General features: G+C 39.7%; 11 protein-coding genes. 2 read left to right on the top strand and 9 right to left on the bottom strand.

What is annotated here, in order from left to right:
* Positions 1-62: 62 nt before the first annotated feature.
* From pgmB to AC04QZ_RS13775, 6 genes are all read right to left on the bottom strand, one after another.
* Entirely contained in the window at positions 63-749 is a 687-nt protein-coding gene (gene pgmB, locus AC04QZ_RS13800) for a beta-phosphoglucomutase (protein ID WP_478358227.1), read from the bottom strand.
* Between the two features lie 38 nt (positions 750-787).
* Positions 788-2,722, bottom strand: coding sequence for a glycoside hydrolase family 13 protein (locus AC04QZ_RS13795; RefSeq protein ID WP_478358226.1), 1,935 nt, complete (start codon positions 2,720-2,722; stop codon positions 788-790).
* A 72-nt stretch (positions 2,723-2,794) separates the two neighbouring features.
* The gene (locus AC04QZ_RS13790) at positions 2,795-3,793 is read right to left on the bottom strand and encodes a SusE domain-containing protein (RefSeq protein ID WP_478358225.1); all 999 of its coding nucleotides are present in this window, start codon (positions 3,791-3,793) and stop codon (positions 2,795-2,797) included.
* 11 nt (positions 3,794-3,804) lie between these two features.
* Positions 3,805-5,409 carry a RagB/SusD family nutrient uptake outer membrane protein gene (locus AC04QZ_RS13785; protein WP_478358224.1) on the bottom strand — a complete coding sequence of 535 codons (1,605 nt, stop codon included), beginning with the start codon at positions 5,407-5,409 and terminating at the stop codon, positions 3,805-3,807.
* A 14-nt stretch (positions 5,410-5,423) separates the two neighbouring features.
* Positions 5,424-8,396 (bottom strand): SusC/RagA family TonB-linked outer membrane protein, encoded by a 2,973-nt coding sequence (locus tag AC04QZ_RS13780; protein ID WP_478358223.1) that lies wholly within the window; start codon positions 8,394-8,396, stop codon positions 5,424-5,426.
* A gap of 433 nt (positions 8,397-8,829) precedes the next feature.
* Complete coding sequence (locus AC04QZ_RS13775; RefSeq protein ID WP_478358222.1) at positions 8,830-9,843, bottom strand: LacI family DNA-binding transcriptional regulator; 1,014 nt, start codon at positions 9,841-9,843, stop codon at positions 8,830-8,832.
* A gap of 292 nt (positions 9,844-10,135) precedes the next feature.
* Between AC04QZ_RS13775 and AC04QZ_RS13770 the strand changes: the two genes are divergently transcribed.
* On the top strand, positions 10,136-10,495 hold the full coding sequence (locus AC04QZ_RS13770; RefSeq protein ID WP_478358221.1) for a response regulator: 360 nt from the start codon (positions 10,136-10,138) through the stop codon (positions 10,493-10,495).
* A 187-nt stretch (positions 10,496-10,682) separates the two neighbouring features.
* Here the strand turns inward: AC04QZ_RS13770 and AC04QZ_RS13765 are convergent, their stop codons facing one another.
* On the bottom strand, positions 10,683-11,036 hold the full coding sequence (locus tag AC04QZ_RS13765) for a DUF6717 family protein (protein ID WP_478358220.1): 354 nt from the start codon (positions 11,034-11,036) through the stop codon (positions 10,683-10,685).
* 65 nt (positions 11,037-11,101) lie between these two features.
* Here AC04QZ_RS13765 and dinB point away from each other — a divergent pair, with 65 nt between their 5' ends.
* Positions 11,102-12,202, top strand: a complete 1,101-nt coding sequence (dinB, locus tag AC04QZ_RS13760) for a DNA polymerase IV (protein ID WP_478358219.1) — start codon at positions 11,102-11,104, stop codon at positions 12,200-12,202.
* A 1,150-nt stretch (positions 12,203-13,352) separates the two neighbouring features.
* Here dinB and AC04QZ_RS13755 read toward each other — a convergent pair.
* Together AC04QZ_RS13755 and AC04QZ_RS13750 are read right to left on the bottom strand one after the other, a co-directional pair.
* Positions 13,353-15,827, bottom strand: a complete 2,475-nt coding sequence (locus AC04QZ_RS13755) for a glutaminase family protein (RefSeq protein ID WP_478358218.1) — start codon at positions 15,825-15,827, stop codon at positions 13,353-13,355.
* 206 nt (positions 15,828-16,033) lie between these two features.
* Positions 16,034-16,879 carry a PKD domain-containing protein gene (locus tag AC04QZ_RS13750; protein ID WP_478358217.1) on the bottom strand — a complete coding sequence of 282 codons (846 nt, stop codon included), beginning with the start codon at positions 16,877-16,879 and terminating at the stop codon, positions 16,034-16,036.
* Positions 16,880-16,886: the final 7 nt, after the last annotated feature.

Genomic DNA, 16,886 nt, shown 5'->3' with positions numbered 1-16,886 from the left:
TAATTGATTTGAATTTCTTTCGCTTTAAGATTGCTTCGTGCCTCGCAATGACGGCCAGAGGCCTATAAATTCTCTAAATCTTTAACTGCTAATTTGTCTAATCCGCTTACGACTACATCTGCCTGGGTAAGCACACTTTTTTCGCCGATACCGATGGCTTTCATTCCGCCTCTTTTTGCAGCCTCTACCCCCGCAACAGCATCTTCAAAAACCACACATTCGTCAGGTGCGAAGCCTAAGAGTTCGGCTCCTTTTAAAAATACTTCCGGATCGGGTTTTGATTTGGTCACCATGTTTCCGTCAACAATCTCATCGAAGAAATGAGCAAGATCTGTTTTCTCCAAAATAATTCCTGAGTTTTTACTTGCCGAGCCTAAAGCCAATTTGTAACCCGCTTTGTGAATCGCCGTTAAAAAATCAACCGTTCCGGGTAGAACTTCTGCAGGTGTCATTTTAGTAATCATATCTACATACCAGCTATTTTTTAAGCCAGCAAGCTCATCCTTTTCGCTATCTGTTTTTTCTATGCCACCCCAGGCCAAAATCTTATTCAAACTTTCTACGCGACTAACACCTTTCAATTGTTCGTTCTGCTCTTCTGTAAAATCGAAACCCATGGTATTGGCTAAACGTTTCCAGGCTTTGTAGTGATAAACGGCGGTGTCAACCAGGACGCCATCTAAATCGAATAGACAGGCTTTGATTTTAGTCGGAAGTCCGGAGTCCGAAGTCGGGAGTATTTCTAGCATATTTTTTATCTGTAGTCGTCGACTTAAGTCGACGGAAATTAATTTAATACTAAAACCAATGTTGTTTTAGCGGGCACTTTAATGCTTTTAAAATCGATGTTTTCGCCGGTGATTACATTTTTAGCGGTTGTAATCCCTTTTGTTCTTTCGGCAAAACGATCGGTATTTACCATTTTTTCTTTGTCAATATTGTTTACTATAACCATTACTGTTCCTTTTGGTTCTGCATTGTAGCGGAAATAAACATAAATATCATCCTGAGGGACAAATTGCATCAGTTTACCCGTTTGTAATGCTGCGCTGCTTTTGCGAAAATTTGCCAAGGTTTTAACAAAGTTGAAGGCATCATTTTCTTTATTGGTACGGCCACCTGCTGTAAATTTGTCTTTTTTATCGCCATCCCATCCACCTGGAAAATCGGAACGGATTAAACCATCGGGATTGGAAAAGTTTTTCATTAAAATTTCTGTTCCGTAATACATTTCAGGAATGCCGCGCATGGTTAACAGGATGCTCATTCCCATTTTATATTTATCGAAATCTTCACCAACCATCGAATAGAAGCGGCTCATATCGTGGTTATCCAAAAAGATGCAGTTGGTATTTGGATTTTTATAAAGAAAATCGTGTGCTAAGGTGGCATACAAACGGTTAATTCCGTCTACCCAACCGTTTTTGCCATTTATTCCTTCGTAAATGGCATCTTTCAAAGTAGCATCGGTTATACCTTGAAGGTGTGTATCAAAACCTCGGTTAACGGTATTTCCTCCTGTAAAAAAGGCCTGGTTAGCCACTGCAGTTACCAATGTTTCACCAAAAACAGATAGATGCGGGAATTCCGCCTGAACTTTTAAGGCCCAATCGGCCATATAAACCGGATCATTATAACCGTAAGTATCCAAACGCAAACCATCAATACCAGCATATTCAATCCACCAAATGTGATTTTGAGTGAGGTAATTCTGCACATAAGGATTGGTTTGATTTAAATCAGGCATTGAAGGTACAAACCAACCATCTAACATCTGCTTGCGGTCGGATGCTGAGGCATGTATATCCATTACCGTCTGATCGCGGTAACTGGTTTGGGTATATTTTGGCCATTGGTTTAACCAGTTTTTCATCGGTAAATCTTTATAAAACCAATGTTGTGTACCAATGTGGTTGTGTACAATATCTTTAATTACTTTTAATCCTTTGGCATGGGCAATCTCTACATACTTTTTGTAAAGTGCATTTGTGCCATAACGGGGATCTATTTTATAGTGATCAGTTACTGCGTAGCCGTGGTAAGAAGCCTGTGGCATATCGTTTTCTACCTCCGGAGTCATCCAGACTGTAGTTACACCCAAATCTTTCAGGTAATCGAGGTGGTTAATTACGCCTTGTATATCGCCACCATGACGGTAGTACATGCTATCGCGGTTTAATGCCATTTCTGTTAAACCCTGAACTACATCGTTGCTTTTATCGCCATTCGAAAAACGATCGGGCATAAGCAGATAAATAAAATCTTTGTTGGTTACGCCCTGAATTCTACCTGCGCTTTTATCGCGGTTTTTTAATTCGTAAGTATAACTGAATATCTTTTTGCCATTTACAGAAAAATTGATTGGAAAACTACCCGATTTTACGGTAGCGGCAATTGTTAAATCGAGAAATAGATAATTGGGATTTTCTACTTTATTTACTTTAACCAGCTTAACACCTGGATAAGTTAAGGCTACTGTGGTTTGGGCAATGTTATTGCCGTGCACGAGTAACTGTAATTTAGGATTATGCATCCCCACATACCAGAACATGGGCTCTACACGCTCCAGTTTTTGGGCGAAGAGATTGATACTGCTAAACAGTACAATCAGGACAATGAATATTTTTTTTAATCCCGGCACATTTGCCTGGATTTTAGTTTGAGCATTAAAGGGAGAAGGAATAACGGAAGAAAAGGTAGCTGAGGTAAGCGATTTTATCATGCTAAAACTTTTAATGATTTTAAAAATCCTGCAGAGATCAAACGATCTCTACAGGAATAGTTTAGTTAATGATTAATTTTTAACCATGGTGTATGATCCGGTTTTACCATCAGCATTAACGGTTAAGGTTAAAGTATAGGTTCCGGCATCGGTTACCATGATATCAGCGCCATTGTTGCCAATACTGGTTGTCCAATCGTGGTTTAATCTGAATTTAAAAGCACCGGCTGTTAAAGCAATTTTCGCTTGCCAGGTGCCTTTTCCGTCATTAATAAATTTTAAATCGGTATCTACCGCCCAGTTACTTCCAGGAATTGCATTACCAATAACAGACCAGTAGTCGGCTTTTGCAATGGTATAGGTTTTCTTATTTAAGTCAACGGTTAGTAGTTTGAATTCTGCAGATACTGAACTGATATCGCCGCCAGAGGTACTAATTGTACCGCCACCTGCATCGCCATAAGCTACATCCCATTTTTTCTCTGGTGTAATTTTAAACGGACTACCATCAAACTTGATGATTCCGGTATAAATGCCATTGCTGGTTAAGGATACCAAACTGTCTGCCGTTGAAGGATTCCAGCCCTGATAATTACCAGGTACATAAATCCATGCAGATGCTAAATAAGGAGTTGCGCTTAACGTAATTACATTTGAATAGGTCATGGCGTTTGCTGCAGGACCTGACTTTAACCTTACTTCTACCTGTGCAGGTGTACCGATAGTTGCACCAAGTGCTAACATCATGGTATTAAAATCGTTTACCGTAGGCGAATAGGAAGTTGTACTGATTACATATTCTTTAGGCGAAGCAAAGTTTTTTCCTTTAATATCAAACTGAATGGTAGAGGTTACCGGAACCGTGTAACCCGTAACGGTTGATGCAGGAAATGTTAAGGTCAACGCAGGTTTTGTTCCGTTTGCCTGTACTAAGCTTAAGCTCGTAGCCGAGGCAGTAAGTGTACCCGTAGGGCTTACATTCGAAACCGTCTGCGTTTCGTCTTTTTTGCAAGACCAAAGCGATACCGCTAAACAGCATACCGCTAAGGATTTAAATAATATTGATTTCATATGTTATGAGATTAATAACCAGTGTTTTGAACCAGATTCGGATTTGCAATTAAATCAGCATTCGGAATCGGATATAGATTACGGTAAGCAGGCAAACTAGTACCAGCTTTTACACCACCTTTAAACGGCCATAAATAAGTAGCGCCGGTAAATTTGCCATAACGGATTAAATCGGTACGACGGTGACCTTCCCAATACAACTCGCGACCTCTTTCATCTAAATAAAAATCAGTTGTTAAAGCTGCTGCGCTAACATTACCGCTTGCATTGCCATAAGCTCTTTGACGTAATCTATTCACGTAAGTTAAAGCATCTGTTACATTACCACCCGAACCGCCTCTGGCTACTGCTTCTCCATAAATAAGATATTGTTCTGCCAAACGGAAAAGGGCAAAATCTAAAGAACTGAATGTTCCGTTTAATGATGCAGGCGTTGTACCGCCTGAAGTTACATTTTTAAACTTGGTTACCTTTAAACCATCATTAGGATCTGAAATGGCATCTATTGTGGCTTTCGGTCCAACAAAAACACCACGTTTATCAATAGATCCTGTAGTATTAGGAAATAAGGCTGGTAAATTCTGACGGGTACGGTTACCGGCCCAACCACCATTTGGCACACCATAGTCACCTGCCACCATACCTGCAGCATCAGCTGATGCATAAACTGCCGCGTTGATCAGGAAAGTGGTACCTCCGTAATTGGTTCCGTTTACACCGTCATAATTAATGGTTAATATATTCTCGGTGTTTCCGATATTGTTATCTGCTTTAAACAGATTGGCATAACTCGGATTTAAAGTATAACTGGCTGCAATAACTTTACCCGAATAGGTAATTGCTTCTGTGTATTTTGCAGTACCAGTATAAACCTGCGCATTTAAATACAACCTGGCCAGCAATGCCCAATCTGCGCCTTTATCTGCACGACCATACTCGTTAGCACGTGGTTCAGCAAGGTCGCTTTCTATGGCTTTCAATTCTGATTCCACATAAGCAAACAAGGCTGCACGCTGAATCTGTTTAGGGTTAACCTTTCCAATTTCATCAGCTTCAGTTACAAATGGTGGATTTCCAAATGCATCTAACAATACCCAATACTGATAGGCACGTAAGAAACGGGCTTCTGCACGATAACGTGCAACATTAGTTGCATCTGCTCCGGTAATATTACGTGAAGCCAGTTTATCGGCAGTACTTTGGCGTAAATAATCGTTAACCAGGGTAATTTGCGAGATACTGCGTGAGTATAAACCCCTTAAAAACTGATTATCGGTAGACCAGGTTGCATTATCTAATTCAGGAATACCGGTATCGCCCCAATTACACACTGCTTCATCTGTCACCAATTCTTGCGAGGTCCAGAATAACCTTAAAAAATCTGCAAAACCTGAGTTTAAGCCCCCAACATCACTGTTATCTGAACCCGATGGACTTGTTAATCCATAATTTGCATATAACCTCACCAACTGTTGTTTGTAACCTGCAGGCGTAGCGTAAGCAATATCTGCTGTTACATCGTTGGTTGGTGTTAGATTTAATGCGTCTTTTTTGCATGCGTTTAATGATAACACTAAAACCGCCGATGCCAATATTATTTTAAATGAGCTTTTCATTTTATTTTCTTCTATTAAAAACCAACGTTTAAACCTAGCGTGTATGTTCTTGGTCGTGGATACAGGTTATAATCGATACCTGTAGCTAATTCCGGATCAAGACCTTTGTATTTCGTTACAACGAAAACATTCTGGCAGTTTGCCGAAATTCTCATCGTTGCGGTTCCATCTTTAGATAGTTTGCCAATATTATAGGCTAAACCTAAATTATCCATTTTCAGAAAGGATGCATTCTTGATATAGTAATCGCTCAGGTATTGCGTATTGGTAAAACCAGTATTCAATATATCACTGCTGGCATTATTCAGGATACCTACCGAACTTAACAGATTTGACTTAATACCAAAGTTCGAACTCACGTTATCATAAACGTAATTGCCTAAACTGGCTCTTAAAACCGTATTAACGCTCCATTTTTTGTAGGTAAACGAGGTATTGAAACCAAAAGTAAATTGAGGATCGGGCGATTTATAGAAATACTGATCATCAGTAGTAATGGTACCATCACCATTTAAATCCTGATAAACACCTTCTAGTGGTTTGCCGCCTGCATCATAAACCTGTTTGTACACAAAATAGGATTGAGGAATCTGATTAACCGCATTGTATTTTAAGTGGATACCGGTTCCGCCTGAGATATCACCAGCATCGATTTTAAATCCAGAGTTCGGGTTCAGGGTTAAATTGGTTACCTTTCTTTTATTGTAAGAGGCATTTACACCAAAATCCCAGGTGGTATTTTCAGTTTTAACGGCCGTAAAATTTAAGCTTACTTCTGCACCTTTAACATCCATATTACCGACATTGGTAACCAGTTCATTGCTAAAGTTTGTTCCTACCGGAATGGTAATCTTACTTAATAAATCGGCAGTTTTTTTGTAATACACATCAATGCTACCATATAACCTTCCGCCTAAAAATCCATAATCTAAACCTGCATTATAAGTAGTAGTGGTTTCCCATCTCAAATCAGGATCATATCCAGCCGGGGCATAATAATTGTAAAAAGTATTGCCAATCTGATATTGACCAGTATTGCTGCTCGCATAATATTTAGCGATGTAATTGTAGTTACCAATATCAGCACCATCCTTATTACCTGTTTCGCCATAACTTAATCTCAATTTCAGATCAGATAACACTTTGCTGTCTTTAAGGAAATTTTCTCCGATAATTCTCCAGGTAAAACCTACTGAAGGGAAATATCCCCAGCGATTGCTTTCAGCAAATTTTGAAGAAGCATCGGCACGCATCGTAGCCGACAGGATGTATTTATCAGCAAGTGTATAGTTAAATCTTCCGTAGTAAGAAAGCATTTTATTACGTTCTACAGAAAATGGGAAAACCGGGGTAACGATTGGTACACCTAAACCGGTGTAGTTGGTAAAGTTATAACCAGTGGTGGCAATATCATAATAACCATAACCAGCAGTTACATCAAATCTACTTTTAATGCTTTCTACGGTATGTGCATAATTTAAATAGAACTCAGAAAATTTATCAGCTTCTGTTTTTAAAGCCCTTGAAAATGAGCCACTTGTTGCTGCAGATTGAGCAGCGTAAGTTGGCACAGCAATGCTACCATAACCTTTAGATACATCGTAACCAAGGTTTAAGTTCGCGTGTAATTCTGGTAAAAAGTGAAAGGAGTAATCGAATTTAGCGTTACCTACACTCCGTGCAGCATTACCGTTATTATCCTGTAATCTGATTAATGCAACAGGGTTACGTGGTGCATTTGGGTTCGGAACCATTGCACTTCCTGTACCTTGTGTCCATTCGAAATAGTTACCATATTTATTGTCTGCATAAATTGGCTGTGTTGGATCGAACTGAATAGCTGAGTTAATTGCACCAGCATTTGCAAAATGCGAATCGGTTAACGATCCTTTTAAGTTTAAATCAATCTTTAAATGATCTTTAAACAATCTTGGTGATAAAGTAATTGAACCTGTTCCACGTTTTAACTTATCGGTAATCAATAAACCATCCTGATCTAAATAACCTGCTGAAACACGGTAAGGCACACCTTTGAACGAACCTGCTATACTCAGGTTATTATCAGAGGTAAATGCACGCTGGTAAATGGCATCCTGCCAATCGGTATTTGCCGTTCCCAACAAGGCTTTTTGTGTCGCATTGCCATTGGCATTAACGTAAGCGCGAACCTGATCGGCAGACAGTACATCTACTTTTCTGGCCACTGTTGCAATGGAGTTATTGGTACTGAAGTTTATTACAGGTGCACCAGAACCACCTTTTTTAGTGGTGATTAAAATTACCCCGTTTGATGCCCTTGAACCATAAATAGCGGTTGCATTTGCGTCTTTCAGTACGGTAAAGGTTTCTATATCGTTCGGATTAATCAGCGATAACGGACTTGGCGCATTATCGATGGTATTACCACTAAATGGTACCCCATCAATTACCACTAACGGATCGTTACTGGCATTTAATGATGCTCCGCCACGGATACGGATCTGGCTACCTACTCCAGGTTGACCGCTGTTAGAGATGATGTTCACCCCTGCTACCTTACCCTGAATTAATTGCTCGGGTGTGGTAATTGCGCCCTTTTGAAAATCTTTCGCACTTACGGTGGTAATAGATCCGGTTAGGTTTTTCTTTTCTGCAGTACCGTAACCGATCACCACAACTTCGTTCAGTTTTTGTGCATCGGGTACCAATTGAAAATTAACAGTAGCATTTGCTGAAATGCTTACGGCTTTATCAAGGGTTTGATAACCGACAAAACTTGCAGATAAGGTTATCGAACCATCCGATAAACCTGCTAGTTTATAATTACCATTCGCATCAGTTGATGTACTTCTTGTCGTTCCTTTTACAACTACAGAAGCGCCAGGTAATGGCAGGCCGGTTTCATCAAGCACTTTACCAGACACCGATCCGGTTTGTGCTTTTACCATTAATGCTGAAAAAACTAACAGCACCAAAAGCCCCTGTTTTAACAGGTAAAATACTCTCATATTTGAAGCTCGTTTAAGTATAAAAATTTGGTTAAATATTATAGTGATTTACACATAGGCCTAATTTACAGCTGTTAATGATATTTCAAAATTTATTTAAAAAATATATTTCCGACCAAAATTGCAGCCGGAAAATCAACACAAAATTGAGCTTTTTGTCATCAGTAAAAATCTATATTAAATAATTGTTGATTTTATAATGATTTGATAATCAATAAATTATAATTGTTAAATTTTAATTTAAAGTGTAATTATTACACTAAGCCATTTTTGTGGCTTTTTTCGGGAACGTTCCCGAAAAAATTAGATCAAAATTCAGTCATCTTTCGGGAACGTTCCCGAAAATCGGTCAGAATTCTGCGTATTTTACACTAAGTGAAGAAATTTTTTGAAAATTTACGGCTAAAAATGAGCTCGTTTTTAAGGGTATTTTTTAGCCGTTTACGGTCGAATTCCGCTTGATAATTTTAGATTCTAAAACCACCTCATTGGGCAGGTTTTTATCGGCATGATCATCCAAAATAGTAAACAATAATTTAGCCGCTTCCTCTCCTATTTCGGTAGCCGGTTGGGTGATGGTGGTGAGGGAGGGGTTTAACAAAGGCGCGATTTCCAGACTGGAGAAACTGATCACCTTTAAGTCTTTGGGAATGTTGATATGCAGATCGTAACAGGCATAGTATGTGGCGAAGGCCAAACGCTCTACCGAGGTAAAAATACCATCGGGTTTTAATTGCGTTAAAGCTTGTTTGATGATAATGCTGTTTTCTTCGTAACTGTTGCTGCAATCAACAATCAGGTGTTCTTCAAAAGAAATCTGGTGTTTGGCCAGCGCATCAATATAGCCCTGCATACGGGTTTTACCAATGGATAAACTTTTATTCACCACCAGGTAGGCAATTCGTTTGCAACCCTGCTCTATTAAATGCTCTGTAGCCAGAAAACTGCTGTTATAATCGTTTGTAATTACCCTTGGGGTATCAATGTCTTCGTAAATCCGGTCGAAAAACACCAACGGTAATCTTTTGCTTCCAAATTTATTCAGGTAATTATGGTCATTGGCTTCTCCTGAAACTGACATGATAATGCCATCGGCCCTGCCGTTGTGTAAGTGACGGATAAAAGTTACTTCTTTATTATAATCATCATCCGTTACGTAAATCAGAATATGGTAACCATTTTCTCTGGCTAAACGTTCAATACCATGAATGGCCTGTGAGAAATAATTATTGGCCAGTTCGGGTACAATAACCGCAATGGTTTTACTTTTTTGCTCCCTTAAATTACTGGCGTAATGGTTAGGCTGATAGTTTAATTCTTTTGCTTTGGCTAATATACGCGCTTTGGTAGCTCCATTAATGTCACTATTATCCCTAAAAGCCCTCGAAATGGTAGAAGTAGATAAATTTAATGCTTCTGCTAACTTCTTAATATTAATACTATCCATTTTTGGTTATTAAACCCAATTAATTCGAATAAACGCTGTAAATATAAACTATAAATGTCCAAAATATTTGATAAGCTTTAAAATTGTGTATTTCACGTTGTATTGATGCGCCTGTATAATCAGCGATGAAATCCATTGAAAAAGTCGTTGATTGTCATAATGGTAAAATTCTTTAAATAAATATTCATTTTTTTTAAAACAAAAAGCATCTTTACCGCTTTAATAATTATACGCTGTTAATCATCTCATTGTACCGATTGCAAAACAAAACCATATGAAATAAAATTACAAAATGGGAAATAAGAAAATACTCATTGCCGATGATGACGAAGGAATTGTTGATGCTGTGACGATGATTTTGGAAGTAATGGGTTACGATGTTGAATTTACATATGATGGTGGAGCAGTAATTGATGCGGTTAAAAACAGACCAGATCTGATTATGCTCGACATCTGGATGAGCGGGCATGATGGCAGGGATATATGCAAACAACTTAAAAACGATCCACAATATAAGGAGATCCCGATTTTAATGATCTCGGCAAGCAGAGACATCAGGCAATCTGCGCTGGATGCGGGTGCAAATGATTTTATGGAAAAACCATTCGAAATGGATTCGTTACTGAATAAGGTAGAAATATTGTTGAATTAATTTGATACTACCCAGAACCGTCACCCTGAACTTGTTTCAGGGTCTTCTGAACGATGGATCCCGCTTGGCTAATTAATAATGATAAATCAATAGTAAAGGAATGGTGCTTAAATGGATCCTGAAACAAGTTCAGGATGACGGACGCAACGAATAAAACTCCAATATCTTTATTTCCTAATGATCACACTTAATCAATTTCTTTAAAATAAATACGCTCGGGCAACTGCTTAAAAACAAACTCCGTTACGTGGCAAAGCCAAAGTTTATGGTTTTTAAATTCTCCTCTAAAGTTTTCTAACAGGTAATCTCCACCACCGCCTAAATTCTCTTCACGCGCATATACAAGATCTAAAATCTCGGCATTATCAATAGGTGCATCAGCCATCAGTAATTTACATTCGCTTTCAACAGTGGCTATCCAGTTTAATAATTCATCGGCGCCTTCTACCATTTGCAAATCGGCAATAGCTCCACCCCATTCTGGTATATCGGCATACCATTCGTGTTTTGCGTTTTTATAAAAACGAATTGCTCTCTCCATATTTTGTAAAGAAAAAAAATCTAACTGAATAATCCTGATAAAAATCGCGAAATTTAGATCATTGCATGTCTGATTTAACACCAACGGTTTTAAGAAAAATAATTCATATTGATATGGATGCGTTTTATGCATCGGTAGAGCAACGTGATTTTCCCGAATACAGAGGAAAGCCTTTAGTGGTTGGTGGCAAGCCTGATAGCCGTGGCGTAGTTTCTACAGCCAGTTATGAAGCCCGGCAATATGGAATCCGTTCGGCAATGTCTTCCAGTAAAGCTTACCAGCTTTGCCCGACAGCCATCTTCGTCTACCCTCGTTTTGATGCTTACACTGCGGTTTCGAAAGCGCTTAGGGAAATTTTTAGCCGATACACGGATCTCATTGAACCCTTATCATTGGATGAAGCCTATCTTGATGTCACTGAAGACAAACTCGGCATTGGATCGGCTATTGACATTGCTCAATCCATTAAAGATGCCATTAAAAATGAATTAAACTTAACGGCTTCGGCAGGGGTTTCTATTAATAAATTTGTGGCCAAGGTAGCTTCAGATATGAACAAACCAGATGGTTTAACTTTTATTGGTCCATCGAAGATTAAAGCTTTTATGGAAAAACTCCCGGTGGAAAAATTCTTTGGCGTAGGCAAAGTTACCGGAGCCAAAATGAAGGCCATGCAGATTAATACTGGTGCAGATTTAAAAAAATTAACAGAAGCACAGCTTGTTGCCCAATTCGGGAAATCGGGAAGATTTTATTATAAAATTGTCCGTGGTATTGACGAGCGCCCGGTTCAGTCGCATCGCGAAACCAAATCGGTAGGTGCAGAAGATACCTTTCCGGAGGATACCAATGAGGATTCGGTGATGCACGACCTCCTGAAACAGATCAGTGAAACGGTGGCCAAACGTTTGGAAAAATATCAACTCAGCGGAAAAACGGTAACCTTAAAAATCAAGTTTGCCGATTTTAAACTGATCACCCGCAGCCGCTCTTTCGCTGCACCGATTAACAAAGCAGAGGTAATTTATGCTGAAGCCATTAAACTCCTGGAAGAGGCCGCTATCGGCACCACACAGGTTAGACTTTTGGGCATTACCTTATCACGGTTTTATGATGATGTAGAGATCGAAAAGCCGGAGAGCAACCAGCTGGAATTTGAGTTTTGAAAGATAAATGATCATTGCGATGAGCAACAACGGCCTGCCCCGATTTTCTGGGAAGCAATCTTCCAACAAACGCTGTTTTTTAAAACATAGAAGGTATTGAAGAAAACATAAGCCCTATCATTTCCTAATTTAGGAAACACTTATTCTTTTTGAAGCGCAAGGCCAGTACAAAACACTAAGTTTCTTCCCGTTTTACGCTTTTACGCTTCGCTGCCTCGTTCCTCGTTGCTGCAGGGTAACGCTTCAACCGGGGCTAAATAGCCAAAACAGTGTTTCATTTTTAAGGTTGCAGAGTGCACCAGCCTTTGTGGCTAAACCCGCAGGAACCATGGGCCATCCATTTCCTAATCATAAAAAGTATTCTAGTAAGCACTCCTCATTTCGGTCGGTGAGACACCAACCGATAGGATAAATAGGGCTAACATTGCCCCGTTTGAGTATATCTAGTTGGTCTGTGAGGACACAGACCAAGGGGATAGGGCTAGGTGGCCAAAACAGTGTTTCATTTTTAAGGTTGCATGGTGCACCAGCCTTTGTGCCTAAACCCGACAGTAGCGGCAGCCTCCGATCCTTCCATCGGAGCTACAGCGAATGGCGGGGCTGCAAACCGCCAGGAACTACAGGCCATCCATTTCCTAATCATAAAAAGTATTTCAGTAAGCACACCTTCATTTCGGTCGGTGAGCCACCAACCGATAGGATAAATAGGGCTAACATTGCCCTACTTGAGTATGTCTAGTTGGTCTGTGAGGACACAGACCAAGGGGATAGGGCTAGGTGGCCAAAACAGTATTTCATTTTTAAGGTTGCATGGTGCACTAGCCTTTGTGCCTAAACCCGACAGTAGCGGCAGCCTCAGATTTTAAGCACCGTTTTTTTTGCTTTTTATAGTGTGCTTGCTTGTTTCACAGGTTCCATCGGAGCTACAGCGAATGGCGGGGCTGCAACCCGCCAGGAACTACAGGCCATCCATTTCCTAATCATAAAAAGTATTTTAATAAGCACACCTTCATTTCGGTAGGTGAGACACCAACCGATAGGTCCCGCTTGAGAATATCTAGTTGGTCTGTGAGGACACAGACCAAGGGGAATAAAAAAGGCCCTGCCACTAAATACAGGGCCTTGAATTGTTAATTTTGAAGGGTAAGATTTATTTACCGGCTAATTTATCGGCAAGCATTTTCATATAAAAACCGCCCACTACGCTACGCGCTTTAAAATTATCGCGGATACCTGTGTTCGAATCGTAGAAATCGTTCAAAGGCACTCTCGACTCGGTTTCGATAGCATGTTTGTAAACCGGATGAACCAGGGCTTCGAATTCGCTTTGCGTTGGCGCAAAAGTAGCCGTCCACAGAATCCAGTCGTTTTTAGTATAGGCTTTTCTACTATCTAATGGAATACCATATCTGTTTTGTTTAGTCAGGTAGTATTTGGTTTCGGTTTCGTATATCTTTTGCGGAAACAGGTTTAACTTTAAAACTTTATCCCAAACCAGGTTATACTTCTGGCTCCAGGTATTTTTATTATCAAAAGTTAAAGCATAGTGATCGCCGGCATCGGCCATTTCTATCCATTTCGGCACCATACTTTCGGCAATAGCCCTGTATTTTTTAGCTACATCATCATAACCTAGGGTTTGTGCCATCTGCGCATAACTGGCAATGCCTACAATCGCTTTTACCGATAAGTTGGCATTACGGGCCAGGTGCCCAGCAAAATCATCGGTACATAACTGTGTTTTTGGATCCAAACCTTCTTTGGTTAAATAATCAACCCAGGTGGTTAAGGTTTTCCAATGTGCTTTGGCATAATCGGCATTTCCCTGTGCTTTGGCAATGGCAGCCGTTAAAATAATCATGTTACCCGATTCTTCAACCGGCATCGGCTCACCATAAGTTTGCCCGTTTGCCAATGGGTAAGTTCCTAAATCGTGAGCAGCCCAGGGATGTGGATATTTTCCGCTTTCGCTGAAATAGAAAATACCGTTCAACATGCCCTGTAATAATTCGGGATTATAAATCAGGTACAATGGTGCCGAAGGGTAAGTTACATCGACGGTATTGATGAAACCACCACTGTTGTTTTCTTTAGATAACCATAAAATCTCGCCTTGCGGACTCTTTACCAAAGTATGTGCTGCAATGCTCTGGCGGTAACCTAAAACACATAAATCGGCATATTCTTTACCACCTGATTTTAGTGCATCAGCATATAAATTTTTGTTAAAAGCCTCACATTTCTGGATCACCGTTTTGTACTCATCTGCGGCAGCGGTTAGTTGTGCTTCGATGGTTTCTTTTCCTGAGGTATTCCACCATGGCCTTAAATTTTTGTTAAAATATTGAACAGAATAAATTTCATCATAGCCCAGTTCAATATATTTTTCTACTGCAGCTTTACCTACGGCTCCAAAAGGGATAACGGTATTTAATGCAAGCATTTTGCCCTGTTTAGCGGTTGAAGCTGAATTGCCCTTTCTAAAAGCATCGGCAGCATCTTTTTCAGCCGTTACAAACTGGATGGCATTGCTTGTTTTTGGTGCAGCCACATAAAAGTAACCCCAATCAATCCGCATGTCATCACTGGCTTTTTGAAGAACTGGCTGTTCTACCGTGCCCGTTTTTAATACCGATAATTTAGCGGTGCTGTATTTGCTTGCGGTAACTTCCTGCGCAGGACGATAAACTGCAATGTTTGACGATGCACTTAAGTATACTTTTACCTGGTGGGTTTTACCATCGTTTGCTTTTACCTGATAGGAAACATAAGAAACCGGACGTGCAAATAATCCCAAATCGTTCATCAACAAGGGAGAGGTAAAGGTCAATTTTAAATCGATCTTACCGCAGGTAAAGTTATAAATGGTTTGTGTGGCATTAATATCAACACTTTTTTGCTTAGCTACCTGTACTTTTTCGGCATTATCTTTTAAGCGGTCTACCAAACCAAAATCAAGGAAACGGCCACCTGCCGTATTGATTAAATGGATCGCAATTACGTTCGATCCAGCTTTTAATACGCTTTTATCGCTGTTGCTTAACGCAATGTATTGGAAATTATTGGTCCAGCCTTCTTTGGTGTAGATTTTCTTCCCGTTTAGGTGAACCTCAATATTATCATCGTGATTGATCTTTAAAAACAGCTCGTTTATTGCTGCCGGGTTAACTACATTAAAAGTTCTTCTTACCCAGATATCGTGCGATTTCCATAATGTTTTCACGTTTTTGGCATCGTCTCCTATGGGTGCATTACCCGTTTGCCAGTTGCTGGCGGTGTAGTTGGCTGCCTTCCAATCGCCCTGGGGTTCGGTTTCTGTATATTTTACTTCGTAAGCTTTTTCATCTGAAGCAGGTACAACCGTTTTATAGGTAGTGGTTTCTTTACCCAAAAAGCGATAAATACCACCGTCAACATTAATCATTCCTAAAAGAGAATGATCGGCACCTGTCCAATGTTGGGTAGCAGATTCGTTTAATTTATCCGTGTTAGACCAAATGCTGAAATAGGTATTATGCGTAATTAAGGGATAAGCCGGCGCCTTTCGCTCCTGTGCTTTGAGCAAGCTACCTGCAAACATGCAACCCAGTATGCCTAAAAATTTTAAAGTGTTGATTTTGTTCATAATTTGTGTGTGTATTGAAATCTGATTTATATTATGGTTAGATTCAGCGTTAGTTAAACGTTTTACTAATGTATAAAATATAATTTACTTTTTGCAAGGGAAGTCCGTTTTTAATTGTCTAAATGACACTTAAAAACAACCCTCAAAAAAATACATGAAGTTTTTAAGCTCCATGTATCTTTCAAATTGTGTATAAAACCTATAAGCTAAGGTTGTTTTTTGTTGATGGTCCACTCGGCCAGTTGAAACACTCGGCTTCCTCTGTTCGATTTAATGTAAAGACGGTAAAATTTGTAAGCAATGTAATTATCGAAGTGGAAAAGTTTAGTCTGTTTCCTACTCGGACCATCATTTGTATTCTCCCAGGGGCATACTGTTACCGTATGTAAATCGGTATACTGGATACCGTCTAACGAACCTTGCAAAATCCAGAATCTTGGATCGCGGTCTGCAGCATCATTACCCGAAGTTAGCGTATAAGCACCGACCACCTGTGGGGTATTTAATTCGAAGGTACATTTTTGCGTACCATCGAAACCGGCCTGTAAGAATTTCGTATTGATATCCTGATCGACGAGTTTTTTGGAGCCTTCGCCAGAATCTGCTCCTGCACCAGCCTCCAGATTAACTGAAAATTTACCGCCAATGGTTTTCATGTAATTTTCGCCACAAATGGAGTAATTTATCGTCGGATCGACCACATTAAGCATGACTTCTTTGGCAGCGGTATATCCCTGGCCATTTCTGGTTGTTAAGGTTACCTTATATTTTCCCGGGAAACGGTAAGTATGTTTCGGGTTTACGGCAACAGAGGTACTGTCATCGCCAAACTGCCACAATAAACTTTTATAATTTGTAGAACTTCCGGTAAACTGGTACTCTAAAAATTTTAAGGTGTCGGGTTTTACAAAGGTAAAACCAGCTGTAGGCTTTGGTTCTTCTACTTCCGGAACAATCTCTACGTTTTCGCTTTTTTTACATTTCACCGTTAACATTACAATGAGTAGTAAGAGTGAGCATATACCCAATAATCTTTTCATATTACTTTTCATATCTATT

It is taken from the genome of Pedobacter folensis (assembly GCF_056490665.1).
This window is presented reverse-complemented; position numbering and strand designations above follow the sequence as displayed.